Origin of the sequence: Nocardioides albus (assembly GCF_014648255.1) — a bacterium.
Classification (GTDB): domain Bacteria; phylum Actinomycetota; class Actinomycetes; order Propionibacteriales; family Nocardioidaceae; genus Nocardioides; species Nocardioides albus.
This window is the reverse complement of sequence record NZ_BMQT01000004.1, coordinates 479,101-503,992: the sequence shown is the minus strand read 5'-3', so window position 1 is coordinate 503,992 and position 24,892 is coordinate 479,101. Positions and strand designations below refer to the sequence as shown.

The following is a 24,892-nucleotide window of genomic DNA, read 5'->3' as shown; positions in this document are numbered from 1 at the left end:
GCGACCTGAACCAGGTCGCGGGCCGTTTGATCTAGTACGTTCCGGTGCTGTTGTTGTTGGACGCGTTGCGCAACGGGGGGTGCGGCTTGAACTGATCGGCTGCTGGCATCTCCCACGTTTCGGCAGTGAACTTGTCCTGTCCCGAGATCAGGACCGACGCCTTGTTGACGTACCCGAAGTCTCCGTCGCCGGAGCTCAGCGGATTGACCAGATCATCTTTCCCGTCGCCGTTGACGTCGGATACGGCGGCGATCTGAGCCCCTCCCAGTGCGTCCTGGTTTTTCACAGGGTCATCGATGTCCCACGACGGCTCGTGGACGAACCGCTTACCATCGACGTCGTAGGAGTGGACGCGGATGACCCATTTCCCATCCACGGTCTCGTGGGTGATCAGATCGTCCTTCCCATCCCCGGTGACGTCGGCATACATCGCCGACTCTCCCGCCCGGTCCCCATCAGGTCCGGGCACCTCGAGATCTACCTTCGTGAACTTCGAGCCCTGACTCCTCAGCAGAACGGCTGCGACCGGCGAGGCCTCCCTGGCACCCATGACGATGTCGGCCCGCTTGTCGCCATCGAGGTCACCGACCTCGAAGTTCACGTCGAACGTCGTGCCCTTCCAGGTCGTGGTGAACCAATCTTCGCTCTTCGCCCAGGTGTTGTCCGCCTTGCTCTGCATGACGGTGACGTGCAACTCGAGATCCGTGAGCTTGCCGAGCTCAGCATCATCCGCGGGCAGCTTGGTTCCGTTACCGACAGAGATCATGGCAATGTCATCACGCCCGTCACCGTTGAAGTCTGCGCACAACATGGCCAGGCGCTTACCCGAGGCCGGCACCTGGATGGCGCCGTCGGGCTGATGCTTTGCGTTGGAGTCGACATTGAACGAAGATCCGATCCCTGAAACCTGCACGACGTCGACCCGCCCGTCGGCATCGAGGTCCCCGAGCAGATTGCCGAACTTGAGACCTTTGGTGGTGCCGCTCTCGAACGCCTTGCCGGTCGAGGCGAAGAGCGTCGCGGCGTTGTCCTCCCAGTTGTAGTTCACATCGCCGAACGGTGCACCAAGCACTAGATCGCCCAGCCGATCCCCGTCGACATCTCCACGTACTGCCGGTTTGGGCTTGGCGGGAGTGTTCTCCGTGGTCGCGAGGGTGATGCCCACCGCAGCACCGCCCGCCACAAGGACCGCGAGGGTCGCGACACCGGCGATCCACCACTTGGCCTTGGCGCGTTGCAGGGTGACGGTGGCGCCGGACGCGAAACCCATCTGGCGTCCGGCCATCGCCGCGAAACGGTCGCGAACCCGGACAGCGTCGTTCGTACGCTGGGCCGGATCTTTGACGAGCAGGCCGCGCTCACCGGAGAGGAGGTCATTAGCCTGCAGAGTGAAGTCATCTCGGCCCGGCAGCGTCGGGATCGGCTGCGATCCATGAGCCATCGCGGTCTCGACGTCGTTCGCCCCGGCGAAGGGAACAGTCCCGGTGACAAGCTCGTAGAACAGACAGCCCAACGAGTAGAGGTCGCTCGCCGGAGTGGCCGGCGCGCCCATCGCCCGCTCGGGGGCCAGATAGTTCCAGGCACCTGAGTGGATCCCGGGCCTGGCAGTCGCGGAGTCATCGGCTCGCGCCGCCGCGAAGTCGGACAGATAGGCGTGCGGTGGACTGTTCCCGTCGCGCAGCAGGATGTTCGACGGTTTCACGTCGCCGTGCACGACGCCGACCTCGGGTGAGTGGATCGCAGCCAGACCATCGGCGATCTGAGCGCAGATGTCGGCGGCCAGCGGGCCGGGAAGGCGTCCACGGGTCTTGAGCAGCGAGCCGAGGTCACCTCCGTCGGCGAACTGGGAGACCAGGTAGGGAGCGCCGTCGCTGGTGCGGCCATTGGTGTAGACGCCCATGATGTGGGGAGAGTCCAGCTTGGCCATCAGCGTGGCCTGCTTGTCGAACCGTGTCACGAATTCTGGATCACGGGCGCTGCGCCCGAGGAGTACCTTGAGGGCGACGGCTCGGTTGAGCCGGGTGTCGGTGGCCCGGTAGACGACAGCCATCTCGTTGGACGCCACCTGATCCTCGAGCCGGTACGGCCCGATCATCCCGGGGGTGTCCTCCGGCGCGGCCTGCGGCGGTGGAGGAGGTGGCGGAGGAGGCGAACCGGTGGGACCGCTGGGTCGGGCGACTCGCGGCCTGATCATGGTCTTGTCGGGGTCGACGGGCGGCCGCTCGAACGAAGGTTCGCGCCCGCGAGAGTTGTTGTCGGGCACACCATTGGAATCACTCATCCGAGAGTCCCTCCCATGAGGTTGTATCGATGCACGTCATCGGGCGACTTCTTCCACGTCGCCAGTTCGTGACCCTGGTACGGGCCGTCCTTCGACGCCAATGCCACATAAAATGCGTACGGGCTGTCCTTGGTGTCCTGTGTTGCCGCGACGACGTCGGTCAGCCCGTCTCCGTTCACGTCAGCAAGGGTCAGGGGATACCTGCTGAGGGTCTCCAGGACGTTTCGTGGCTTGGGCAGCTTTCCGCGCGTGGCGATGGACAACTCCCCCAAGTCATCGCTGAACGTCCCGACCGTGATCGCCTGCCCTTCGCCCCGACCGGACTCAGCGGCGACGATTTCGTCTCGGCCATCGGCATCGACGTCACCAGCTAGGAACGAACTTATTCCCTGGTGTTTGAAGGAGAACGGCTTGGCCGCGGAAACGGTGGTTCCGTCTCCCTGATAGAGGTCCAACGTCGAAGTTCCGGTCGTAAGGGTCTTGTCCTCAGGCTCACCTAGAGCCCGGTTCAGCACCACGAGGTCAGCCTTCTTGTCGCCAGTGAAGTCCCCCACCGCGACGGCCTCACGCGGCACCGCAGGAAAGGACGCGAAGAGAGTCGGCTCTTCGAACCCCGACGAAGTGCCTCGATAGACCCACACCGTGCCGTCACCGATCGTGCGGCCCTGCTTGTCGAGATCTGGGTCCAGATTCCCGTAGGTGGTGGTCATGAAGAGGTCCGCGACACCGTCTCCGTCGAAGTCGTCGGTGTCCACGTCGTAGTAGAACGTCGAACCCTTCATCTTCTTGCCTTGCTCGACGACGCCTGCGGGAGCCTTGAGGGAACCCTTCAGGTCCCCGTGGAAGGTGAAGCCCTTCTCGCTTCGCACGAGGGTGACGAACGAGTTCTTCCCGTCTCCAGTGAAGTCAGCGCAGAGCGGGAACACCTCACTACCGTCGTTGTCGGCCGGAAGCGCGGGGTCTTGGTAGGTGACCGGCTTCGACGGGGTGAGCGTGCGTCCGTCCGACTTCCAGGTGACGACGTCGACGCCCTTGCCGTCGGGGTTCTGGACGTTGGTGACGACGTCACCGAACTTGTCCCCGTTCACATCCGCGTACGCCGCACCCTTGACGGTCGGCACGATCGGCTCAGGGCCGTCCTCGACCCAGGGCTGAGTGATGGCCAAGGCCCCACCGACCCCGAGCGCGGCCACGCCGAGCATCGCGGCACCGACCCGGAACGGGGTGATCTTGGAGGGGCGTGCCTGCTCCTCGATCAGGATGGCCTCGGCCTCGGTGGGCGGCCGGATAGCGGCGACGAGGATCGGCATGGGGTTCGGGTCGGTCATCGACGGCGCCGGCTGGAGCTGAGGAGGCGAGGTGATCTCGCGGAGCTTCAGCAGGTCGTCCTTGAAGGCTGCCGCGCTCTGGTAGCGACTCTTCGGGTCCTTCGCCATCGACAGCTGCAGGATCCGGTTCGCCGTCCGAGTCCACTCGTCGGTGCCGACGAACTGCGGGATCGGCGCGCTCTGATGGGCCATCGCGACCTGCACGGCCGCCCCCGAGTAGGGAATCTTGCCGGTCAGCGTGAACCAGAGCATGCAGCCGGCGGCGTAGATGTCTCGCGACGGCGCCGGCTGGATCGGTCGGCCCTGGGCGTCGCGCTCGTCGCGGACGTACTCGGGCGCCAGGTAGTTCCAGGTGCCGGTGATCCCGCCGGCGGGCGAGTCCGAGGACGAGGTCGCGATCCCGAAGTCGCACAGGAACGCGAACGGGTCGAGCGGGCTGGCCGGGTTGCGTACGAGCACGTTCGCCGGCTTGACGTCCTGGTGGATGATCCCCGCCTGGTGGGCGTCGTGAAGCGCCCCTGCCACCTGGGCGTTCACCAGGCACGCGAGGTGGGGCGCCAGCGGTCCGTTGCTGCGTACGAGCCCGGTCACGTCGCCGCCCTTGATGAACTGGGTGACGATGAACGGGCTGCCCTGCTGCTCGCCGATGTCGTAGATCGCGATGATGTGGGGCGACCTGATCTGCGCGAGGGTCTGCCCCTCGCGGATGAACATGTCGATGAACTGCCGGTCGGCGAGGTGGGCGTGCACCATCTTCAGGGCGACCTGGCGTTCGAGCTTGGTGTCGAAGGCGTCGTAGACGACACCCATGCCACCTTCGCCGAGAATGCGATCCAGACGGTAGTGGCCGAACATCGCCCCGGGATGAAGCGTCGTCATACGTGAAACCTTTCGGTAGTCGCTACCGCATGACCTCTGGCTCATGCTTGCGGAGCGAGAGCGAGACGGCAACGAGAAGGACGATGGACATGGCCGTCATGATGGCCAGCGCGAGGAACCAGTGGCTGGGTAGGTGATACCAGATCGGGTCGACACGGTCAGGCTCATTTCGGTCCCGGGACAGCATGTTCATGGTCAGCGTCGTCCCGATCCCCCCGAGACCCCACCGCGCCGGCATGAACCAGGAGAACCAGTTGGCGGGCGAGCCGATCAGCGAGAAGAGAGTGCCCCCGAACACGATCTGGAAGATCGCGTACACGACCAGCAAGGACATCGTCTGCTCTGACGTTCTGACCACGGCGGAGATCAGCAGGCCCACGATCATCGAGGTCACTCCGAGGAAGATCACCGGGATCGCCAACTCGAGGATGGTCAGCGGGCCGAGCACGAGGCCCTTGTCGGGCAGGCCGCGGATGGAGCAGGCGATGAGGGTCATTACCAGGCACTGGACCGCGGTGATGGCACCGAGGACGAGGACCTTGGAGGCGATGTACGCCGACCGGGACAGCCCGACCGCACGTTCTCGCTCATAGATGGAACGTTCCTTGATGAGCTCGCGCATCGAGTTGGCACAGCCGGTCAGACAGGCGCCGACGGCGAGGATCATGGCGATCACGGTCGCGGTCGTGTTGGGGATGATGTTGCCGAGCTCGTCCGGTTTCAGCGGGAGCAGGTCCTCGTCCGGCTGGATGATGAGCGACACCAGTCCGAGCACGACCGGCAGGGCGGCCATCTGGAGGACCAGGCCGCGGTCGGCCGTGATCACGGCGAGGTAGCGGCGTACCAGCGTGGTGACCTGCTGCAGCCAGGACTGGCCCTTCTGACGCTTGGTCGCGGCGGCCACCGCGGCGTGGGCCGGCGGTACCGCATCGACGTCGGCGACGTACCGCTGATACTCGGTCGACCCGTGCCACTTGCCGCCCCAGTCGGCGTCACGATGGTTCTCGAAGTCGGCGAAGACGTCGGCCCACTCGTCGCGGCCGAAGAAGGGCAGCGCACCCTCCGGAGGACCGTAGTAGCCCATCGCCCCACCGGGAGCCATGACCAGCACCCGGTCGCACAGGTGCAGCTGGGCGACTGAGTGCGTGACGACCAGGACCGTACGCCCGTCGTCGGCGAGGCCACGGAGCAGCCGCATCACGTCCCGGTCCATGCCCGGGTCGAGACCGGAGGTCGGTTCGTCGAGGAGGATCAGCGACGGTTTGGTGAGGAGCTCGACCGCGACCGAGACGCGCTTGCGCTGGCCGCCCGAGAGCGAGGTGATCTTCTTGTCGGCGTGGACGTCCAGCTTGAGCTCGCGCAGGACCTCGCTGATCCGCTGCTGCTGCTCCTCGGCCGAGACCTCCGCCGGGAATCGCAGCTTGGCTGCATAGTGCAGACCCTCGTTGATGGTGAGGTCCTGGTGGAGGATGTCGTCCTGCGGCACCAGGCCGATCCGCTGGCGTAGCTCGTCGAACTCGGCGTAGAGGTTGCGGTCGTCGTACTCCACGACTCCCTCGGTCGCCGGCTGATAGCCGGTGAGGGCCTTGAGCAGGGTGGACTTCCCCGAACCCGACGGACCGATGACGCCGACCAGAGACTTCTGCGGAGCCCGGAAGGAGACGTCTCGCAGGATCTGCTTGCGCTTCTCGCCCTTGCCGACGACCACCGAGAGGTGGCGGGCGAGGAAGTCGACCTCGCCGGTGTCCTGATGGGCGACCAGCATGCCCTGGTGGAGGCGGAGGGTGGTGTGACCGACGCCGAGGATCGATCCCGGCTGCAACGGCGCGGTGTAGCCCTTCGGCATCCGGGCGCCGTTGATGAAGGTGCCGTTCCCGGCCCCGAGATCGCGCGCCATCACCGTGCTGTCGGGGTTCGTGATGATCTCGACGTGATGACGGGAGACGAGAAGATCGCCGGCGATCACCAGGTCGTTGTCGGCCGCGCGACCGACCCGGATCGTCTGCCCCGGGACCAGCGGGCGGGGTGGGATCAGGACGTTTCCCTGGTGGGCCCGACGGGCGGCCTCGGCCGCCTCGAGAACCTGGACGTCCCCGTCCCCCGCCATCATGGTGACCAGGTCGTTGCTGTCCGCTGAGGGCGGGGGTGGCGGCGGAGCTGGAGTCGGCGATGGCGTGATCGCAGGCGGCGCGGGCGGCGGCGCGGGCGCGGCGACCGGAGCCGCGAGTACGTCCAACCGAACCCCTGGTTCGGCAGCGTCCTCGGCTCCGCCGAACCAGACGACCATTCCAGGGACGAGGGCGACCCGCTCCCTGGCGGGGACCCGCTGTCCGTCGACGTAGGTGCCGTTGGTGCTTCCGATGTCGGTCAGGACCCACCCGTCAGAGGCGTACGCCACCTCGCCGTGACGCCACGACACCAGGCCGTCCTGCAGGGTCAGGCCCGCTTCCGGGTCGCGACCGACCGTATGGCTACCACTGGCGAGGCGCCGCTCCTGGCCCTGCACCTTCACCACGAGTTCCGTCGTCATCGGGCCTATTTCTCCAGCAGCTTCGCAAGGTCGACGTCGTACTCGAACTCGGGTTTCACCCCGTCGATCGAGGCGATCCGGACCGTCAGCCCGATCTCGCGGTCATCGACCACGACCAGCGTGCAGTTGGCCTCCCCGCCCACCTCGAGAGGCATCCCGCCCGGGCAGTCGACCTCCTTCGGGCGCAGGCCTATCTTGTCGGCGATGCCGTCGGAGACCGCCTCCTCGACGGTCTTCTCCGAGACGCTCGCGCCACACGCCGTCAGCGCGTACGCAGCCACCGACACGAATGCGAGCGCGAGCACGCCACGTGGTCGGATCGTTTGCGAGATGGACATGGTCATCGTGGACCCACCTTCCGAGATCGGACTCAACAGTAAAGCCCGCTCGGCTCGAGGGTGATCAGACACGAGAAGCTGGCGTAGTCGTCCTTGAACAACGGCGTGACCACCTTGCCCGGCTGCAGGCCCTTCGGGCTTCCCGCGAAGACGGCGGGATACCCGTTGAAGGAGACCGCCACGACGTCGGCGAAGTGATCGCCGTTGACATCGGAGGTGACGACCGAGGCCCAGGCGAAGGAGTTGACGGGCGACGCGTTCCGCTGCACGGCCTTCCATCTCTTGCCGGACAGGCTGTAGACGTCGAACCAGCCGTACTTGCCGAGGTGGACCCACTCGTCAATGCCGTCGCCGTTCACATCTGCGGCGATGCCGCCCAAAGCGTCGTTGTCGCCGTTCGCCGTCTGCCGGCCCTCATAGTTGATGGCCGCGTCGTCGATCCCGAGCACCGCTCCCGCCTCGAGACGTTCCCCGTCGGACAGCAGCGCCGTCCCCGAGTACATCCCGGCCTCGGAGGGCAGGTGCAGCCCGTAGAGCAGGTCGGTCTTCTCGTCACCGTTGAAGTCACCGACGTGGAACGCATACTGCGGGATCGCCTCCACGTCGGCAGGGACCTCGGTCTGATAGGCATCGACCGGAGCCGCCCACCGCCCGTCCGCCTCCTGGAAGGCGATGCTGATCTGGACGCTCGTCTCGTCCTCGGAGCGGACGGCGAAGGCGACATCGTTGCGGCCGTCACCGTCGAAGTCACCGCAGTAGGCACCGTCGATGCGCTTCGAGTCGAGCGCGATCTGCTGGGCCTTGCCCGTCTGGAGATGAAGCCCATAGGTCTGCGGGCCGTCGTACGAGTATTCGTTCGGGGCGCCGATGTCCGCCTTCTCATCACCGTCGACGTCGCACATGATGCGTCCGCTGCTCGCGAACTCGTAACCCCACGATGCCCACGCCCCGGGCCTCTGCGGCGTGAACTTCTTTCCTCCGTCCGAGAGGTAGAACCGCCGGTCCTTCTCGTTCATGGCGACGACGAGATCACCCTTCCCGTCGGCGTTCACATCGCCCACGATCGGGCCCTCGACGGGAATCTTCTTCGGCTTGGGCGGGGTCTCGGCACTCGGCGCACCGTCGTCGAATACGACCATGGTCAGCACGAGGACCACCGCGGCGACGATCGCAGCGGCCGCACCTGCGATGCCGAGGACCTGACCGCCGCGGTTCCGCTTCGTCGCCCGGATCTGCTGCCAGGACGCCACCGGCTGCGTCGCCACCTGCGGCCCCACCGGGGGCGCCTGCTGAACCGGCGGCGCCCACTCCGGTGCCGCCGCGGCCACGTCGATCCGGACGCCGTCGTCGACGCCACCGACCATCACGGACGTGCCCGGAGCAAGGGTGACCGACGGGACCCGCCTCCCCCCGACGTACGTCCCGTTCGTGCTGTTCAGGTCGGTGAGCACCCAGGCGCCGTCGACCGAGGCGATGGAGGCGTGCTTGCCGGAGACGAGGTCGCTGGCCACCACGAGGTCGGCGCCTTGAGCGCGCCCGAGCGTGTAGGTGCGCCCTGGTTCGAGGCGCCAGTCTCGTCCTTGCGCCGTCAATGTCAGATCGGTCATGGCCCCCCGACTCGAATTTTCAGTTCACTTCTTGGTCGGCGACCACTCGACGACCGTCGAGACGAGCGGCGCGACCTGCCCTGACCGGGGACGTACGCTGTCGACCTTCTTGTCGCTCACCGTCACCGTCGGGTTCATCACGATCGGCACCACGATCGAGTCCCTGACCAGCGTCTTCTCGATCTGGACTCGCACATCGCGGGCCTCGTAGGGGTCGGCGGTGCGGGCCAGCTCGCTGATGAGCCGATCGCGGTCGCGGTCCCCGCCGCCGGTCGCGTTCTGACTGCCCTTGCTCCCCCACTGAGTCGCGATGTCCTCGGGGGTCTGCGGGACCGGGATGCGGGTCAGGACCGCGTCCCACTTGTTGCCGGAGAGGAGCTTGTCGGCCGAGGACACCCCGCAGTCGGTGGTGGACCAGCCCTCGTCGTCGACGACGTTCGCGATGGTGTCGTAGGCGTCTGAGGCGAACGGGCTCGACGTGTCGTAGGCGACGCAGACCCGGGCACCACCAGGGGCCTTCGCATCTGCGGAGGCGCCGAACTTCGTGGCGAACCCGGAGTCCTCGGTGGCGATCTGATAGCTCTCGCCACCCGGCGGGAACAGCACGACATCGGTGGCTTCGTACGCCTCGGCCCACTCGCCCGCACCGCCCTCGGCGATGTCGCCGCGCGGCACAGCGCGCAGGAAGGCCGTGCGAGTGTTCTTGCGCTTGAACAGGCCCCGGTCGGTGCGGAGGATCAACGCCCACATGGTGCCGTCGTTGGCGTTCGCGACGCCGTAGTCGCGGCGCTCGAGGTCACGCACCTGCTTGCGGTTGCCCTTGGTCGGGGCGACCTGGACGACGTCGACCTCCTCACCGAGGCTGGCCAGGGCATCGGAGCCGGCTGGGGTGAGGCGTACCTGCTCGTACGTCGGGCGGGCCTCGCCCGCGTACTCGGGGTTGACCTCCAGGTCGACCTCCTGCCCGCTCTCGCCGGCAGCGATCTTCGAGACCCGGTAGGGCCCGCTGGACAGCAGCGCCTCCTCGGACGCCTTGCCGTCCTCGGCGACCGTGAACGCGCTGTTCCACGCGTCCGCGATCTTGGTCAGCTTCGCGGTGTCGGACTCTTCGATCGCGGTCTCGACGATCTCCTTGGCCTCGATCGGGTCCTCGATCTTCAGCGCCTTCTGCCCGACGACGTGCGCCGGGACTGCGACGTCGAGCGCCGTACGCCAGTCGACCACCGGAACCACCAGCGGAACCTCGATCGCGCGGGCGCCCTCGTCGACCTCGGGGATGTAGGCGCTCTTGGTCAGCCCGGTCGGCACGGCTCCGAAGTCGACGCCGCCGTCCGGGCTGTCCTCCTTCGGAGTGCGGAAGTAGCCCGAGGTCGCCGCCCAGGCGAGCATGAGGTCGGCCGTGTCGATCGGCACTCCGTCGGACCAGGTGGGTTCGGCCAGGTCGTAGCGCACCCGGGCCTGCTCGTCGCCCGTCATCGTGACCTTGCCGAAGGTCTCGTCCAGCTCGACGGTGTCGTTCACGAGGGTGCCGAAGGCTCCACGGGTCAGCGAGGCGACGTCGAGGTTCCCGTCGGTCACGCTCGCCTTGCTCGCCGGGTTGGTGCTCGTCAAGGACCCGGACCACGCGACCGCGACCTCCGTGCCCTCCTCCACCGAGGCCGGCAGGTCACCCGAGCAGGCGGTGGCGATGAGCGCCAGACTGGCAACGGAAACGACTCCCGCTCGACGACGTGCCCCAGGATGCACCTTCAAGTCCCCTCTCCGAGACAACGATCGCCCAGATCCTAACGAGCCTCGGCGGAGACCTGCTACCTAGTGGCAGGTCTCCGCCGAGGACGGTCACGTCTCAGGAGGCGGGGATCTCGATCTGCTCCTTGAATTCCTCGATCGTCTTGTCGGAGCCGATCACCTTCGCGGCGGGACGCTCGTACTCGATGAGGTAGGTGTCACCCTTCTCGTCGACCGTGTAGGCGATCCACCCGGTCTGCTCGCCGCCCTCCATCCGCCGCACGCTGTCGAGCGGCGTACGCTTCGCGGCGGTCAGCTCCTCCTCCAACTGGGAGTCGGCCGAGTCGAAGTCGCTGCCGCCGTCCGCAGAGATGTCGAAGTTCGAGTACGAGACGGCGCCTCCGAACTCCTTGCCCGGCTTGACCTTCACCTGAAGCAGCACCACCTCGCCGCCGTCGGCGATGAGGTCGGCCTCCTCCGTCGACGGGAAGTCACGGACCGCGGAGATGACCTCGACCGTGTCGCCCGTGTCGGGGTCCTTGAACGTCTTCCCGATCTTCACCTCCACCTCCTTGCCGGCCGGCGCTGCAGATGCGGAGGCTGACTCGGAGGCCGGCGCGCTGGACTCGGTCTCGACCGCCGCGTCGTCCTTGGTGTCATCGGAGCCGCACGCCGTCATCGTGAGCGCGAGACCGAGGCTGAGGCCGCCAGCGGCCAGTCGGGCGGTACGGCGGGTGGTGCGAGTGCGCATGAAGAATCCCTTCAACAAGTGGATGTTCCCGAGATCGAGAGGTATGCGTCACCTTGGCAAGACCGTCCCACGCCGGTCGATCTTTACTCCGGCGTGTCGCGGTGATCTTCGCGACATCGCCGGCCCTGTCGCTCCTAGGGTCACCGCCCGTCATACCCGGGTCACTCATTAAGGTGTAGGCCTTCGTCCTCGGGCTAGTGGAGCAACAATGGAACTCGGTGCTGTCGCTGCGCTGGTGATCGGCCTCGCGATGCTGATCCTCCCAGCATGGCTGACGATCCACCTGGTGCGCCGCCGCCGACGCCTGGCCACCTGGACCCGGACGCAGGCGACCATCCGCCACACGCGGAAGACGAAGTACGACTCCTCGGCCTCGACGGCCTCGGGCGCGTCGGAGACCGCCATCCGGGCGCGCTACGAGTACCGCGACGCTGCCGGCGTCCCGCGCGTCGGCGATGTCGAGCACCTCCACGACCCAAAGGTCGGCGACGTCGTCGAGATCATCTACGACCCCGACGACCCGAGCTCGAGCGAGACCGTCTCCGGCGGCTCCGTCGTCGGCCGCATCGTCAACTACAGCGCCGTCTTCATCCTCTTCGGTGGCATCGGGACCTTCCTGATCCTCGCCTCGCTCGGCCTGATCTCGCTCTAACCACCAGAAACGGACGGATCATAGATGCAAGATCTCCTCGGGGCGCTCGCCGTCACGCTGCTGGGCGCCCTGATCTGCGCCTCGGGCTATCTGAACTACCGAAGCGCCAAGAGACGAGCGAGAGGCAGTCGCCGCTGGGCTCGGGCCAACGCCGACGTCACCAAGGCGTGGAGTCAGGACACCAGCGGCGCAGCCGGCGACATGACGTACCACGTCAACTACACCTTCACCGCCCCTGAGACCGGCGGCAGCTACTACGGCCACAGCGAGCACGGACCCCAGGGCGTGGAGACCGGTGACGACATCGAAGTGATGTACGACCCCAAGGCTCCCTACAACAACGAGCTCCCCATGGCCCGCGTCGCCCTGTCCTTCCTCCCGATCGCCTTCGGCGGCCTCACCATCTTCGGTGCGATCCTGGCCCTCGGAAGTCTGGCCGCGGCGGTGGTGATCATCGTCGACCTGACCAGTTAGCCCACCCGCGGTCACTCGCCGTTCTCGGCCATCCACTCCGGGTTGATCGCCAGTGCGGTGATCTGGACATCCTTGGTCGGGAAGTCGACGTCCTTCAGGGCCACCTCGAGCGCCACCGACGATTTCCAGGAGGCCAGCTCCGTACGCACCAGGCTCAGTTCCGTCAGTTCGGTCCACACACGATCGTCATGCCTTGACCTGGACCTGGACCACTTGCGCTCATGGAGCTCGCTGTCTTCGGCGACCGTGAAGACCGCAGTCGACGCGTACGTCAGCGCCTCGGCGTCCAGCCCGACGTAGCCCTCCAAGTAGCCGGCCTCGCGAGCACGAATCGGTCCCGCCTCAGTGGTCGGCAACGGCGCGCTCCACATCGTGTTGTCGACGACCCAAAAGAGCCGACCATCCGAGACCGTCACCCGCATCGGTCCCCCGATGCGCGACGAGTCGTCCTCCGGATAGACGATCTCGTGGTCAACAGCAGTCTTCGCGGTGGGCGTTCCCTTCGCGGTGTTCCAGACGCGTACGAAGTGCTGGTCGTCGTCGTTCTCCCACCCCTCGTAGACCATGCCGCCGACGCAGGGCGACGTCGTGCCTGGGAAGGACGAAGGCTGCAAGGTGCTCAGAACGTCCATGCCGTCATGCGGATAGACCGACGTCAATGCGGCGAGGTCCCACTGGCTCTCCGGGATCGAATCGCTGTCGTCCTCGTAGGCCTTCGTGCTGGTGCCCCTTCCAGACGAGAACACACGCTCCCCACACACAGCGGCGGTCGATGTCTCCCCGTACAGCGACACCCGCGACGTCGCCTTGCCACTGTCGCCGTCGATGTAGGTCACGAACGGATCCTTGGACGCGTCCTCGGGGCTGAACCCGACCAACGTCCCCGCTCCTACCGGAACCCGGTACCACTCGTGTTGCGTCTCGAGCTCGTTCCCGCCGCTCGTACGCTCGTTCGCGGTCAGTCCGCTCTCATCGATTGCGTAGTCGTGGCTGCGGTCGGACGTGGTGACGCCATCTTCAGTCCATGAGATCCCAGCGCCGTCGACCCTATCGAGCTCGATCGCACGCGTTTTCCCGTTCGGGGAGACCAGTACGAGGTAGCTGGAGTCCTCCCCGCCCTCCTCCACCCGCATCGCCAGAACGGCATCCCCGGTCGCGAAGTCCTCGGGCGGCGGGCCAACGCTGCACCCCGACACCACCACCGCCGTAGCCACTGCCGTCGCTGCCATTCCCCGAGTCACCGCTCACGTCCCGTCATCAGTAGGTGCGCCAAGTCGCGATAAGGCTAGCGATGCCCGTCCTACTTCGCGTTCCCCGCCTCATCGGACTTCCGCTGCCCGACCCCAGGAGGCCGGATGGGCCACCGCTCCCGAAGGAGGTTGCGGAACTCTCGCTCGCTCACCGTCTGCCAGACCTGCAGTCCCATGCAGATGAGGACGAGGAGTAGAGCCGCGCCGATCAGCCCAAGCGCAGGCGCTACGTACGCACCGAAGATCTGGTCGCTGCCGCTGTAGATGTCAGCAAAGCCGCCCATGTCGAGGGAACCGAGAAGCACGAGCCCGGTCCCGAACACGGACACCAGCCCCGCGACGAACCCCATCCCCTTCAGTGCCGGCAGCCCTTGGCGCTCCGAGAACCCCAGAAGCACTTTGTACGGCGGGCGGCTAGCCATCGGATCAGCCGCCCGCTCGCGCAACCAACGCTCCATCGCACTCGTCCCCGCCTGCGCCAGCACAGCAGAGGCGACGATCATCAGCACGCAGACAACCACGACCGCGAGCATGATCCACCAGATTCCGCCGAGGAGGGTCTCCCCAACTGCGTCGTACTCCGCCGCGTCAGCGAGTTCATACTTGGATGAACCTGGGTGGCGGACTGCGAGCCCGATCTGCATCAAGAACACCGCAATGAGCGCCAGCGCGCCTGGCAACAACACGAGGGTCCGGGCATGTGCCCGAAGTCGCCCGCCGGGGGCTTCCTCGATGTCGCCGTCCCTCACTGATGTCGGCTTCTTCGCCGCTCGTGCCCGCACTACGTTCTCAGCGTCTTCCGGCCAGCGAGCGGCAACCTGTTCCTGCCATCGCTGCTGCCGCACAGCCAACCTGGAACGGAGCTTGTTGACCCCGACCCAGAGGCCGAGGGTGTACGCCGCGACAACGAACGCGGCGAGCCATCCCATCGCCGACTCCTCGACGACGGCAAACAGCACAAGCATTGCGAAAGCAACCCCGCCTACCCAGAGATTCGCCTTGGCGAAGATCCGCATTGCCTCCAACGGCTCGCCCTCGACCGGCCACATCTGCGACGGAGGCGGCACCAAATGCGGGTCACCATCGTCTGCGGCGGCAAACAGAGCCTTCGACACCCGCGCCTCTATGACGGTTTCCGCGAGCGCGATCGCCAAGAACCCCAGGTAGGCGAACGCAACGACGGGCAGGAACGAGATCCTCAGCAACAGATCCAGGTTGTCGCTGACCTCCTGAGCGCGATAGAGCGGGATCCAGCGCGCCAGCACATCCGTGATGACGCCTTCCTCACCCACCACCCCGATCACGATCATGCTCACGAACGAGACGACCAACGCGCCCAAGAACGGCACCATGACGAAGCGCACCGCGTACGCCCACTCGGCCCACATCCCAACCGCGTACTCGTACCAGTGTGCCTCGTCCCGAGCTGACTCCCCGGGATTGTTCACAGTTCCATTCCTTCCGAGATCCGCTGTCCGCATATATGCTGCAAAAGGTAGGCCCCCGTCAACGACACGAGCGCCACATACCCGAGGCACTCATCAGCGGACGCGCTAACGCCAGAGCCAGCCAGACCAAAACCGGTTCGCAGTACCCAACTCGGAAGCAGAATGTCGCGACAAGCCTCCCGGCGTCGGGCGACCGCGCCCCCTGGCTGCGCAACCTGACCCGCCCTGGAATATTGGGGCCGCCGAGCAAGGGCGACCCCAAACACGCGCCCCAGCCCTCATCGGTGTCATCTGCTTCTATTTTGGTTGCTCTCGCCGTCCTTCTGGGCCTCAGGACTACCCGCGTCACACCCACGAGACCAAAGGACCGGCCGTTCTCCTCCGGCGCCGTCGAACCAGCTCCGCCGCCAAGGTAGTTGGGCCAATAGCGCCCGGCGCCCGACGAGCCCCTCAACCTCAGGAGTGCCCCGCTGGCCGCTCCCACCGTAGAGTAGAGACACAGACATCCAAGGCCGTCTTCCATGCAACGAACATCTCATCCGTTGCCTTCATCTCCGGCGGACGCGCCAAGGACGCCGTCAACTGGAGACCACGACGCCTATTCGAACCTGGAATCGGCGTAATGTAACAAATCGTCGAGACATCAACCAGTTCGCCCTCCACGGTCTTAGAGGACTCACGTTCGAAGCGAATAAACCGCTTATCCTCGAACAACGGGGTCGCCCCGAGGTTGCGAATCGCGTCGGCGACGTATGCGTCCAGACTCTGCCCGGCAGGCGAACGTCTGATCGTCGCCACGATCGAGCCAGGAACATAGGCTCTGCCCTCGGTCTCTGAGGTAGCGGCGAAATATGCAATCACTCCTTGTTCCTGCATAGACCGAAACGTCTGGTCCAGGTGCACTTTAAGTGCGGCATGCAGATCGGGACGGTTGGCGGCCATCATCCGACGCTTTAGCGCCTCATCGATGGCAGTCCGGTCTGCAGAATTAGGCGTATGCCGCTCCCAACCAGGCAGGAGTTTGAGGTTGAAGTCCGGGTCTTTAGCCGCTCCAAGCATCTCGCGCAACGAACTTCCTGACTCACTAGACATCTCAAACCTCGCTGCCCGTTTGCGAACTGAGAGGACTCTTATCAAAAGTCTCGAACTCAGCATGCGTAATAATTCCGCGACCCCGAAGCCGGACCAAACCCTGCCGCCGACTCTTCAGAAGAACAGCCATCTCATCTGACGACAGTTCTCGCACATTTATGCGCGGCGGCGCCTCAACTGAGTATCGTCGATAACGAGCCACAAGTGTGCCGATCACGACAACGAAGAGAACACCAATCGGAGCCGCCAGAATGGCTGGCTGATCAGTGTCGGGAACGCCAGCAAATATCAACGCTAGCGCAACCGCACTAAAGACGCCGATCAGCACCGACAATGTGGAAGCCGTCGGATCCCACTGGCGATAATCGGACTGCGACCAAGGTAAATAGAAATACAGGATCGAAGCACAACCCAACGCGCCCCCTGCGAAAGCCCCGACGATCTCGATCATCGGATCTTCCGACCCGAGGATCGCAGCGACAGACAGAAATGGCGCCAAGACTCCAGCGATCGCAATCCAATACATGACCGGCGACAACATCCGTAGTATCGGAGGACGTCGATTGCGTCGCGCGAGTGCTTCTAACTCGATGTAACCATAGTCGAGCACGACACGATTCAACTGGTCAATCTTGAAAGTCTGCATCGCTGGAATCATGGATGCCCAGTTGACCGGCGTCGGCGCCACTGGTTTAGGCATGGTTCGCAACTTTCCACTCGTCGACAATATCGCGCGTAATGCCAGGAATAGGCTTCGCCTCGAAGACGACGCCGTTCGGCTGGGTGATACGCATGTTTCCGAGGATTGCAGGCATGAAAGCGACGGTCAACTCGAACACTTCCCTGGATCCTGACTCCACGATGACCGCGATGCCGTCGGAACCAGACGAGAATGCATACGCCGCTGTATGAAATTGCGATCTGTCGTCACCTGCACCAACCTCGCGAGAGGCAAGACAAACGGCGCCGGGCCCCAACTCGGCACCCGGGAACTCACTAACGTCGAATCCCGCACCTTCCCACGCCTTTGGGTCGAACGGTGAGCCGTCAGCAAGAAGAACACGAACTCGGCTGATGAGCGGGAGCGCCACGGGCCAATGCAGAATCGTCAGCAACGTTCCAGCCTCGTTCGCTGACTCCACGGCGTTCGCCAACAGGCGACGGAACTCGCTCTGTACATCCACGGTCCAGCCATCGCCCAACTCGGCACTGATCCGCCTGCATTCGGTGGCAATCCACTCGTCGCCCATCTGACCCGAGATTGCAGGAACCTCTGACCAGTTATCGGCTGGATAAACACCATCGGCGCGCCAAGCGCGTTCCATATTCGATCTCCAATTGAAATTGTCCGGCATGATCCCGGCACGTCTGGATTATCACGTCATCACGCCGTAACCGCTTGCACCCCACCGACCGCGGTGTTCACATGGCCGTAGAGAGCACCAACCTGTTTGATCACAGCCCCTTGCATTTCACCCGCGGCCGCCCACATATTGCCCGATGAAACTCGCTCAATATCCCGGACATCGAGACCTGTGTGCAGGCCGGTCATGATGTCGGAAAATGGCTTCCTGGCCACCGCCATGTCATCAAATCCGCCGGCGACCGAAAGCCCCTTTGTGAACTTGTTCCACTTTGATGCCTGGGTGCCAAGCTCGCCTATGCTTGAGGCCATCTTTCCAAATTTTCCGAACGGAATCACGTCAAGCGCCGCCAACGCCAACTCTTGCCACGTGCACTCTCCTGCGCAGAACTGCGCTGCCCGCGCGAGTAGAATGGCCGCCGAAATCACAAAGGCGATGGCAGCAAAAGGGCCAGCAACGAACAACGCGATTATGAAGAGACCAAGCGCTATGTACTCAAGGACCGAGATGATGTCGTCGAGAACCTCCCAGAAGCCATCCTCGATCGTGCCGGCCATCTCGTTGCCGATGCCGTTGACGGCCACGTCGTACGCATCTTCCCAGGAGTCATAGTAGCTGTCCCAGGTCTCCGCCGCGTTCTCCCAGTCTTCGCGCGCTTGCACTTTGGCTTGGGCAGCCTCCTGCTCCTGCTCGGCCTCAGGACTCCCCGCCTCGGGTTCAGTACCTGGGAGGATGTGGGTCGGCGCACCAGGCAGTCCGTCGTACTTTGCCCATAGGTCCTCACATGTGTCGACCTGCGACCTGATGAGCGGCTGCCACTGCTGGAGCTCTTCGCCGTAGGTCGCGATTACCGGACCAACGGGTTGATACAACTGTGCGGCCTCGCGGAGCGTCTCCCACGAGTCACCGATCTTGTCCTGAAGTTTCTCGACCGCTTTGCCATCCATCGCGCCGCTCGCGAGGTCATGCATGGCGATCAGCTGCAACTCCTGGGCACAGTCGTCCATCATGCCGCCCAGGGTCTCGATCCAGTTGCCGCGTGAGATGATCGCTGAGGGATCCCCCTCAACGGTTTTGATCTCCCTGCCCTTTGGGGATGAGTCCATGGCCGTTGCCCTCCTTCGTTCGAGAACTTGGTTTCAAAGTTTCGTGCGTGTTCAAACCGCGGCCGGTGAACTCGCGGGCGCGCTTCCTGGCGAACCGGGCGCCTGTACCGAAGTGTTTGATTCGAACTGGAGGGCGGTCTCGCTGTCCCAGTTCTTAAATCCGTCAACGACGCCCTTGACGTGCTTGTGCAGCTCTTCGAGACTCTCCTTGAGCTTCTCCCGCTTGCCGTCCCAGCGTTCCTCGAAGTCCTGCGCCTTCTCACGGAGTTCGCTACGATCGTAGGGGTTGGCGATAGCCGCCTCGAGCTCTTCAGAGTTGCTCGTCGCGTTCTCGAACTCCGTGACGATCGCGTCCAACTGAGACGCGATACGATCTAGCGTTCCGATGTTGATCTTGACGTCTGCCATAGCCAGGCTCCCTTCGTTCTGCCGTCAAGGCCGAGTCCAAATACCGGCATGTGGGCGGGACGGCCGCTGCGCCGTCCCGCCCTAGAGAATGCTCAGCCGCCGGCGAGCTGCGAGTCGAGGTCCTGGATGGCGCTGGCCATGTCGCGCAGCGACTGAGCCATGTCCTCGACACCAGCGATGGCGTCCTTCAGACCCGTGGTCATCTCCTGGTAGCCGTCCTGGAACTTGCCGGACGCCTTCTCCGTCTTGAACCCGTCCTGAACCAGCTCATCGACATAGCCCTGGCACTCGTCCAGAGCCGACTCAATGGTGTCCTTGCCCTGGTCGAGCTTGTCGGCGGTGCCGGTCATCTCGTCGTATGTTGCCCCGAAGTCACTCATCGATCATTGCCTTTCCCGCGATTTCCATTACACGACACCCGATGCGGCGCCGTTCATCACCGTCACTCACGCGTCACGTGGTCGTGAAGCGCGAACCCGACGAACCGACACCCTCATCTCGAGCGTGGTCCGAGATCCGGGCAATCGACGTCGTCACGGTAGTCCTACCCGCTACGTCGAGTTCTAAACATCTCCGAAAGTAAAGTTTCTGCTAGACCCGGTTAGGAGGTCGCAGCAGCGCACCGGCGGGAGTCGACACCGCAGCACCTGACCGAGATGGGTGATGGTGGGCCCATAGATGCCCGCCCACCATCTTGGCCAACGCTGCGGCTCAGCCGCCAGCGAGCTGCGAGTCCAGGTCCTGGATGGCGCTGGCCATGTCGCGCAGCGACTGAGCCATGTCCTCGACACCAGCGATGGCGTCCTTCAGACCGGTGGTCATCTCCTGGTAGCCGTCCTGGAACTTACCCGACGCCTTCTCCGTCTTGAACCCGTCCTGAACCAGCTCATCGACGTAACCCTGGCACTCGTCCAGAGCCGACTCGATCGTGTCCTTGCCCTGGTCGAGCTTGTCGGCGGTGCCGGTCATCTCGTCGTATGTTGCCCCGAAGTCACTCATCGATCATCGCCTTTCCCGCGGTTTTCATGTCAGGGCGCCCCAAGCAGCAAGCGCCGGTGGCCACCGTAGGCCACTCTCTTCTCCCCTGTGAAGGGTAAAAAGCGTGTCGTCTTCCCATTCTCATCCGGCGTTCTCGTTGTCGCTCGCCAGAGGCATCTGCATGGTCACCATGCGGCCCGCCTGGACGAAGATTCCACGGCCCGCCGGGAAGTCGGTGCGCTTGAGCTTTCCGAACGGGACCTTGAACAGCGTGTCGCCGTCGTAGGTGTCCGGCTTGAGCACGATTCCCTGACGGGCGGCCTTCCATTCACCCATGACGCCCGAGCCGCCGCCGGCTCGAGTGACGTCGGCGTCGCCGACGAAGAGGTGGTCGGAGTTGTTGATCGCCTGCAGCAGGGCGCGCATCGGGCGGTCGGCGGGACCGTCGGCCAGGTGGGTCATGTCCTCGGCGACGATCATGATGCGGCCGGGGAAGGACTCGTCGGCGACGATCTCGGCGAGCTCGGTGACGAGCGCCTTCTCGTCGTCGGGACGGGTGGCGCTGCGTACCCAGGGACGGAAGTCGCCGAGCATGGCGCGACGGCTGCCGAGGTGGAACAGCTTCACCTCGGGGTCGAAGCGTTCCATGGACTCGACGAGCGCCTTGAGGACGTTGGTCTTGCCCGACTGCGGCGGGCCGGTGACGATGAACGAGCCGATCGGGTCGAAGCCGCGCGGCGCCAGGGTGTCGTCGGCGATACCGAAGACGGGCTGACCGTTGGCCTGCGCGGGCAGCGACCGGCTGGAGATCTTCGTCGGCAGGGCACCGATCTCGCCGACCTCGGGAACACCCAGGGCACGCAGCTGCGAGACCAGCTCGTCGAGCGCCTTGGTCTGCTCGGCGACGTTGGTGGTGCCGCCCAGGACGGCGAGCTGCACCTCGGCCTTGTCGACGACGGCGCGGCCGGGCACCGACTGCTCGTTGAGTACGTCCTTGGGGGCTCCGACCAGGACGTACTGGCTCGGGTCGGAGAGCCGCATGACGACGCGGCGCGGGATGTTCGCGAAGACGGCTGTCGGGACGGACCCGGACCGGTCGGCGGTGATCACCGCGTGGATGCCGAGCGGGCGGCCCTCGCCGAGGACCCGCATGAAGGACTGGTAGAACGGCGCGCGGCCGGCGGCGATCTCCCACTCCTTCTTGAACTCGGGGTAGTTGTCGATCAGGAGCAGGATGCGCGGCATCGACTGGTCGGCGATCTCACGGTATTCGGTGAGGTTCGCGGCCGCGGCCTTGGAGAACAGCTCGGAGCGGCGGTCCATCTCCCGCTCGAGGGTGCGCATCAGCCGCTGCAGACGCTCGGCGTCGTCGCCGTCGATGATCGAGCCGACGTGCGGGAGACGCTCGATCGCGCCCAGCGCGCCGGAGGCGAAGTCGAGGCCGTAGACCTGGACCCGGCCGAGCTCCGGCCGGGCACCGGCGGCGGTGGCGATCGTCTTGAGGAGCGTCGACTTACCCGAACCGGAGGACCCGAAGATGAGCAGGGAGCCGTCGCGATCGGGAGCGAAGTAGATCGCGTTCTGCTGCTGACGCTCCGGGATGTCGGCAAGACCCAGCAGGATCTGGCCGTCACCCTCCAGCGGCAGGTCGCGCATGTCGACCACGGACGCCAGGTCATCCAGCCACGGTCGCCGCGGGGTCATCAGACCAGCGGTGGCGGAGGCCTTGATCAGGTTGGCCACGATCCGCTTCTGGTCGTTGGGACCGAGGTCCTCGTCGTGCGAGTCGCTCTCCGGCGGACGCTCCGGCTCCCACTCCGTGATCGAACCGAACTTGAGCTCGGCCACCTTCACGTCAGCGGTGACGACCTCGTCGTTGCGCGTCCAGCCACCGGCGTACGCGGACTGGAACGGGGTCAGGCGGCCGGGTCCGGTCTTCGCGATGCCGCGGCCCGGAAGGGACGGCGGGAAGGTCCCGGCGATCGGGTCGTCGACGACGTCCTTGGAGTCCGTCTCGTCGGCCATACGCAGCGCGACGCGGAGGTTGGTGTTGGCCCGCAGGTTGTCCTTGATGACACCTGCCGGGCGCTGGGTCGCCATGATCAGGTGGATGCCGAGCGAACGGCCTCGCTGGGCGATGTCGACGACGCCGTCGACGAACTCCGGCACCTCACCGGCCAGTGCGGCGAACTCGTCGATGACCAGCACCAGCGCGGGCGGGCACTCCGGGTCCTGCCGCTTCTCCAGCTCGAGGAGGTCCTTGGCCTTCTTCCGGTTGAAGAGGTGCTCGCGGTAGTGCAGCTCGGCCTTGAGGCTGGTCAGCGCGCGGCGTACGAGGTGCGGGCTCAGGTCGGTCACCAGGCCGACGCAGTGCGGCAGCTCGATGCAGTCGGCGAAGGCCGATCCGCCCTTGTAGTCGACGAAGAGGAACGTCACCCGGTCGGGCGAGTGGGCCGAGGCGATGCCGAGCACCCACGCCTGCAGGAACTCGGACTTACCGGCACCGGTGGTGCCGCCGACGAGGGCGTGCGGGCCCTGCGTACGCAGGTCCAGCGTCATCGCGTCGGAGGCGCCCTGGCCGATGATGGCGCGCAGGTTTCCGGCCTTCTTCAGCCGCGGCCGCGGCCGGTCCGAGCGGTCGATGATCGAGTTGTTCTGCCGCCAGCGCTCCACCACGGAGTGCGGGTCCTCGGCGACCTCGTTGCCCACCAGCGACAGGAAGCCGACCGAGTTGGGCAGGTCGGAGGAGTCGTGGACGACGGTGCTGGCGTCCACGACCGGCGCGAGCCGCTTGGCGAACATGTCCATGTAGGCGTTGGAGACGCCCTCGACCGTGACGCCCTCGTAGAGGTCGCCGTTGCGGACCAGGCCGACGGTGGCGCGCTCGAGACCGTCGCTGACGTCGAGATAGCTGCGGCACACCGCCGGCAGCGCCTCGACGGTCGAGGACAGGAAGACGGCGTGTACGCCGACGTCGGCCCCGCGCTCGAGGACCTGGACCAGGCGGGCACGGTCCACGGGCGCGTCGTTGGTGACGAAGACGATGATCGAGACCTGCACCCGCGCGTTGGTCTCCTCGCCGGCCCGGGCGACGTCGGTGCCGTACTGCATCGGGTTCCACTTCTCCGGGAACGGGCCGCGGTGCTCCGCGGTCCGCCCGGCGCGCATGATGTATTCCTCCAGCGCGCTGAGCAGGGCGTTCGCCGTCGGCGCGGAGTCGGCCAGCGGCATGTCCTTGAAGCGGTTGGTCTCGGAGGTGGTGTGCGGCAGCCACTTGAGCCACTCGAACTCCTCGACCCAGTCGGGGTCGGCGAAGGCGACGGTGACGACTTCGTTGGGAGCGTGCAGACCGAAGAGCTGCACCGCGATCCCGCGCATCGCGTCGGCTGCCGGACCAGCCGGGCCGGCGACGCCCACCGAGCCCACCGCAGGCAGGGACTCCAGCAGCGGCACATCGTCGACGTACCTGTAGCGCTCCTTCAGGCGCTCGATCCGCTCGATGTAGTCGGGCAGACCGTTCTGGGTGTCACGCTCCGCGATCGAGTTGCGCGACAGCGCGCGGGTGGTGCCGAGGCGTACGGCCAGGAAGTTCCAGTGCTCGGGACGCCGGGTCCACAGCCGCGGACCGAGCTGCATCGCCTGCTCGAAGACCTCGGCGACCGCCGGAACCTCCTCGTTGCGGGCCAGCTCCTCCTCGGGCTTGCTGCGGTAGAAGACCTCTTCCAGCTTCTCGAACTGCCGCTCGAAGAGCTCGATCTCGTGGTCCTGCTTCGCGCCGGCCTGCCGGTGCTGGTTGAGGTAGTTGCCGATCGCCATCATCGGCGTCATCACGACCAGCAGCAGCGCGCGGGCGCGACCGGTCATCGCATAGATCGAGAGCGCCATGATGATCGGGGCGATCAGCACGAACCACGGGAACAGCTTCTTCTGCATCTCCGTCGGCATCCACGGCGGCGGGTGCTCGGTGCCGGGGTAGCGGACGTCGACCCGCGGGCTGCGGTTGAAGAGCAGGCCACCGCCGCGCTCCAGCACCGGGTCCTCGACGGCGGAGAGGAAGTCGGCCGAGAGCTGCATGACCAGCGTGGTGCCACCGATGACGACAGGGGTGTCCGGCGCCAGACGTACGCGGGAGACCTGGGTGCCGTCGACGACGACACCGTTGGCGGAGTTGAGGTCGACCAGCTCGACCGAGCGGTCGACCTCGATGCGCGCGTGACGCTTGGAGACCATCGGGTCGGCGAGCACGATCTCGTTCTCGGGGCCGCGGCCGATGGAGGCGTGGCCCGTGGTCAGCGGGAACGCCTGCCCCCGCACCGGACCGTCGATCGCCCGGAGCACACCGACGCTCTTGCGTCGCGAACCGGTGGTCTCGTTGTCGGGACCCATGTTGACGACCGCGGCGGCGAATCCGGAGCCGATCGGGGCATCGCCGATGGGCACGTCGGGTTCGAGCGGCTCCATCCGGTCTGCGGTCGGCGGCGCGACGGCCAGAGTCAGGATGTCGTGCTCGCCCGCGATCACCGAGCGAGCCGGATCAGCGTCGGCGATGTGCCGAGCGACGTCGCGCGCGGTGGCGGTGGAGTCGGCGGTGACGATCACATCCGCGGGCGCGACGCCAGGCCGGTGCAGAGTGAGCTTGACCTTCATCCTTCGTTCCCCTTGTCAACGTGCCTAAGAA

19 protein-coding genes are annotated in these 24,892 nt (G+C 65.5%); 2 read left to right on the top strand and 17 right to left on the bottom strand.

Annotated features, from left to right (window positions below; all coding sequences use genetic code 11):
• Positions 1 to 31 precede the first annotated feature (31 nt).
• The 7 genes from IEY84_RS11190 to IEY84_RS11160 all read right to left on the bottom strand — a co-directional run bounded on the left by IEY84_RS11190 (position 32) and on the right by IEY84_RS11160 (position 11,442).
• Complete coding sequence (locus IEY84_RS11190; RefSeq protein ID WP_183543044.1) at positions 32 to 2,281, bottom strand: protein kinase domain-containing protein; 2,250 nt, start codon at positions 2,279 to 2,281, stop codon at positions 32 to 34.
• Entirely contained in the window at positions 2,278 to 4,488 is a 2,211-nt protein-coding gene (locus IEY84_RS11185; RefSeq protein ID WP_183543043.1) for a protein kinase domain-containing protein, read from the bottom strand. The genes IEY84_RS11190 and IEY84_RS11185 overlap by 4 nt, the downstream gene beginning before the upstream one ends.
• Positions 4,489 to 4,510: 22 nt before the next feature.
• Entirely contained in the window at positions 4,511 to 7,018 is a 2,508-nt protein-coding gene (locus IEY84_RS11180) for an ATP-binding cassette domain-containing protein (RefSeq protein ID WP_183543042.1), read from the bottom strand.
• Positions 7,019 to 7,023: 5 nt separating this feature from the next.
• Positions 7,024 to 7,356 carry a DUF4333 domain-containing protein gene (locus IEY84_RS11175; RefSeq protein ID WP_183543040.1) on the bottom strand — a complete coding sequence of 111 codons (333 nt, stop codon included), beginning with the start codon at positions 7,354 to 7,356 and terminating at the stop codon, positions 7,024 to 7,026.
• A gap of 32 nt (positions 7,357 to 7,388) precedes the next feature.
• Positions 7,389 to 8,963, bottom strand: coding sequence for an FG-GAP-like repeat-containing protein (locus tag IEY84_RS11170; protein WP_183543038.1), 1,575 nt, complete (start codon positions 8,961 to 8,963; stop codon positions 7,389 to 7,391).
• A 24-nt stretch (positions 8,964 to 8,987) separates the two neighbouring features.
• Positions 8,988 to 10,709: an ABC transporter substrate-binding protein gene (locus tag IEY84_RS11165; RefSeq protein WP_229788596.1), complete on the bottom strand. Its 1,722-nt coding sequence runs from the start codon at positions 10,707 to 10,709 to the stop codon at positions 8,988 to 8,990.
• Between the two features lie 100 nt (positions 10,710 to 10,809).
• Positions 10,810 to 11,442 carry a transcriptional regulator gene (locus tag IEY84_RS11160; RefSeq protein WP_229788588.1) on the bottom strand — a complete coding sequence of 211 codons (633 nt, stop codon included), beginning with the start codon at positions 11,440 to 11,442 and terminating at the stop codon, positions 10,810 to 10,812.
• 208 nt (positions 11,443 to 11,650) lie between these two features.
• Here IEY84_RS11160 and IEY84_RS11155 point away from each other — a divergent pair, with 208 nt between their 5' ends.
• Positions 11,651 to 12,094 (top strand): DUF3592 domain-containing protein, encoded by a 444-nt coding sequence (locus tag IEY84_RS11155; RefSeq protein ID WP_183543031.1) that lies wholly within the window; start codon positions 11,651 to 11,653, stop codon positions 12,092 to 12,094.
• Positions 12,095 to 12,118: 24 nt separating this feature from the next.
• A complete protein-coding gene (locus IEY84_RS11150; RefSeq protein WP_183543029.1) occupies positions 12,119 to 12,568 on the top strand; it encodes a DUF3592 domain-containing protein in 450 nt (149 codons plus the stop codon).
• 11 nt (positions 12,569 to 12,579) lie between these two features.
• On the opposite strand, the gene IEY84_RS11145 is transcribed toward IEY84_RS11150, so the two are convergent.
• The 10 genes from IEY84_RS11145 to IEY84_RS11100 all read right to left on the bottom strand — a co-directional run bounded on the left by IEY84_RS11145 (position 12,580) and on the right by IEY84_RS11100 (position 24,861).
• Complete coding sequence (locus tag IEY84_RS11145) at positions 12,580 to 13,797, bottom strand: hypothetical protein (RefSeq protein WP_183543027.1); 1,218 nt, start codon at positions 13,795 to 13,797, stop codon at positions 12,580 to 12,582.
• Between the two features lie 71 nt (positions 13,798 to 13,868).
• Positions 13,869 to 15,266, bottom strand: a complete 1,398-nt coding sequence (locus IEY84_RS11140) for a hypothetical protein (protein WP_183543025.1) — start codon at positions 15,264 to 15,266, stop codon at positions 13,869 to 13,871.
• A 456-nt stretch (positions 15,267 to 15,722) separates the two neighbouring features.
• Entirely contained in the window at positions 15,723 to 16,325 is a 603-nt protein-coding gene (locus IEY84_RS11135) for a protein TPRXL (protein WP_229788595.1), read from the bottom strand.
• A gap of 34 nt (positions 16,326 to 16,359) precedes the next feature.
• Positions 16,360 to 17,058: a hypothetical protein gene (locus tag IEY84_RS11130; RefSeq protein ID WP_183543021.1), complete on the bottom strand. Its 699-nt coding sequence runs from the start codon at positions 17,056 to 17,058 to the stop codon at positions 16,360 to 16,362.
• Positions 17,051 to 17,683 carry a hypothetical protein gene (locus tag IEY84_RS11125; protein WP_183543019.1) on the bottom strand — a complete coding sequence of 211 codons (633 nt, stop codon included), beginning with the start codon at positions 17,681 to 17,683 and terminating at the stop codon, positions 17,051 to 17,053. Before IEY84_RS11125 ends, IEY84_RS11130 begins: the two co-directional genes overlap by 8 nt.
• 59 nt (positions 17,684 to 17,742) lie before the next feature.
• Positions 17,743 to 18,828, bottom strand: coding sequence for a hypothetical protein (locus tag IEY84_RS11120; protein WP_183543017.1), 1,086 nt, complete (start codon positions 18,826 to 18,828; stop codon positions 17,743 to 17,745).
• A gap of 51 nt (positions 18,829 to 18,879) precedes the next feature.
• Positions 18,880 to 19,236, bottom strand: a complete 357-nt coding sequence (locus IEY84_RS11115; protein ID WP_183543015.1) for a BAR domain-containing protein — start codon at positions 19,234 to 19,236, stop codon at positions 18,880 to 18,882.
• 92 nt (positions 19,237 to 19,328) lie between these two features.
• Positions 19,329 to 19,616 carry a WXG100 family type VII secretion target gene (locus IEY84_RS11110; protein ID WP_183543013.1) on the bottom strand — a complete coding sequence of 96 codons (288 nt, stop codon included), beginning with the start codon at positions 19,614 to 19,616 and terminating at the stop codon, positions 19,329 to 19,331.
• Positions 19,617 to 19,947: 331 nt separating this feature from the next.
• On the bottom strand, positions 19,948 to 20,235 hold the full coding sequence (locus IEY84_RS11105; RefSeq protein WP_183543013.1) for a WXG100 family type VII secretion target: 288 nt from the start codon (positions 20,233 to 20,235) through the stop codon (positions 19,948 to 19,950).
• 120 nt (positions 20,236 to 20,355) lie between these two features.
• Positions 20,356 to 24,861 carry a type VII secretion EssC family protein gene (locus IEY84_RS11100; RefSeq protein ID WP_183543011.1) on the bottom strand — a complete coding sequence of 1,502 codons (4,506 nt, stop codon included), beginning with the start codon at positions 24,859 to 24,861 and terminating at the stop codon, positions 20,356 to 20,358.
• Positions 24,862 to 24,892 lie beyond the last annotated feature (31 nt).

What these genes read in the sequence shown, in the direction of transcription:
- IEY84_RS11190 (WP_183543044.1), bottom strand. Translation starts at nt 2,281, where the DNA reads ATGAGTGATTCCAATGGTGTGCCCGACAACAACTCTCGCGGGCGCGAA.
- IEY84_RS11185 (WP_183543043.1), bottom strand. Translation starts at nt 4,488, where the DNA reads ATGACGACGCTTCATCCCGGGGCGATGTTCGGCCACTACCGTCTGGAT.
- IEY84_RS11180 (WP_183543042.1), bottom strand. Translation starts at nt 7,018, where the DNA reads ATGACGACGGAACTCGTGGTGAAGGTGCAGGGCCAGGAGCGGCGCCTC.
- IEY84_RS11175 (WP_183543040.1), bottom strand. Translation starts at nt 7,356, where the DNA reads ATGTCCATCTCGCAAACGATCCGACCACGTGGCGTGCTCGCGCTCGCA.
- IEY84_RS11170 (WP_183543038.1), bottom strand. Translation starts at nt 8,963, where the DNA reads ATGACCGATCTGACATTGACGGCGCAAGGACGAGACTGGCGCCTCGAA.
- IEY84_RS11160 (WP_229788588.1), bottom strand. Translation starts at nt 11,442, where the DNA reads ATGCGCACTCGCACCACCCGCCGTACCGCCCGACTGGCCGCTGGCGGC.
- IEY84_RS11155 (WP_183543031.1), top strand. Translation starts at nt 11,651, where the DNA reads ATGGAACTCGGTGCTGTCGCTGCGCTGGTGATCGGCCTCGCGATGCTG.
- IEY84_RS11150 (WP_183543029.1), top strand. Translation starts at nt 12,119, where the DNA reads ATGCAAGATCTCCTCGGGGCGCTCGCCGTCACGCTGCTGGGCGCCCTG.
- IEY84_RS11145 (WP_183543027.1), bottom strand. Translation starts at nt 13,797, where the DNA reads ATGGCAGCGACGGCAGTGGCTACGGCGGTGGTGGTGTCGGGGTGCAGC.
- IEY84_RS11135 (WP_229788595.1), bottom strand. Translation starts at nt 16,325, where the DNA reads ATGCTTGGAGCGGCTAAAGACCCGGACTTCAACCTCAAACTCCTGCCT.
- IEY84_RS11130 (WP_183543021.1), bottom strand. Translation starts at nt 17,058, where the DNA reads ATGCCTAAACCAGTGGCGCCGACGCCGGTCAACTGGGCATCCATGATT.
- IEY84_RS11125 (WP_183543019.1), bottom strand. Translation starts at nt 17,683, where the DNA reads ATGGAACGCGCTTGGCGCGCCGATGGTGTTTATCCAGCCGATAACTGG.
- IEY84_RS11120 (WP_183543017.1), bottom strand. Translation starts at nt 18,828, where the DNA reads ATGGACTCATCCCCAAAGGGCAGGGAGATCAAAACCGTTGAGGGGGAT.
- IEY84_RS11115 (WP_183543015.1), bottom strand. Translation starts at nt 19,236, where the DNA reads ATGGCAGACGTCAAGATCAACATCGGAACGCTAGATCGTATCGCGTCT.
- IEY84_RS11110 (WP_183543013.1), bottom strand. Translation starts at nt 19,616, where the DNA reads ATGAGTGACTTCGGGGCAACATACGACGAGATGACCGGCACCGCCGAC.
- IEY84_RS11105 (WP_183543013.1), bottom strand. Translation starts at nt 20,235, where the DNA reads ATGAGTGACTTCGGGGCAACATACGACGAGATGACCGGCACCGCCGAC.
- IEY84_RS11100 (WP_183543011.1), bottom strand. Translation starts at nt 24,861, where the DNA reads ATGAAGGTCAAGCTCACTCTGCACCGGCCTGGCGTCGCGCCCGCGGAT.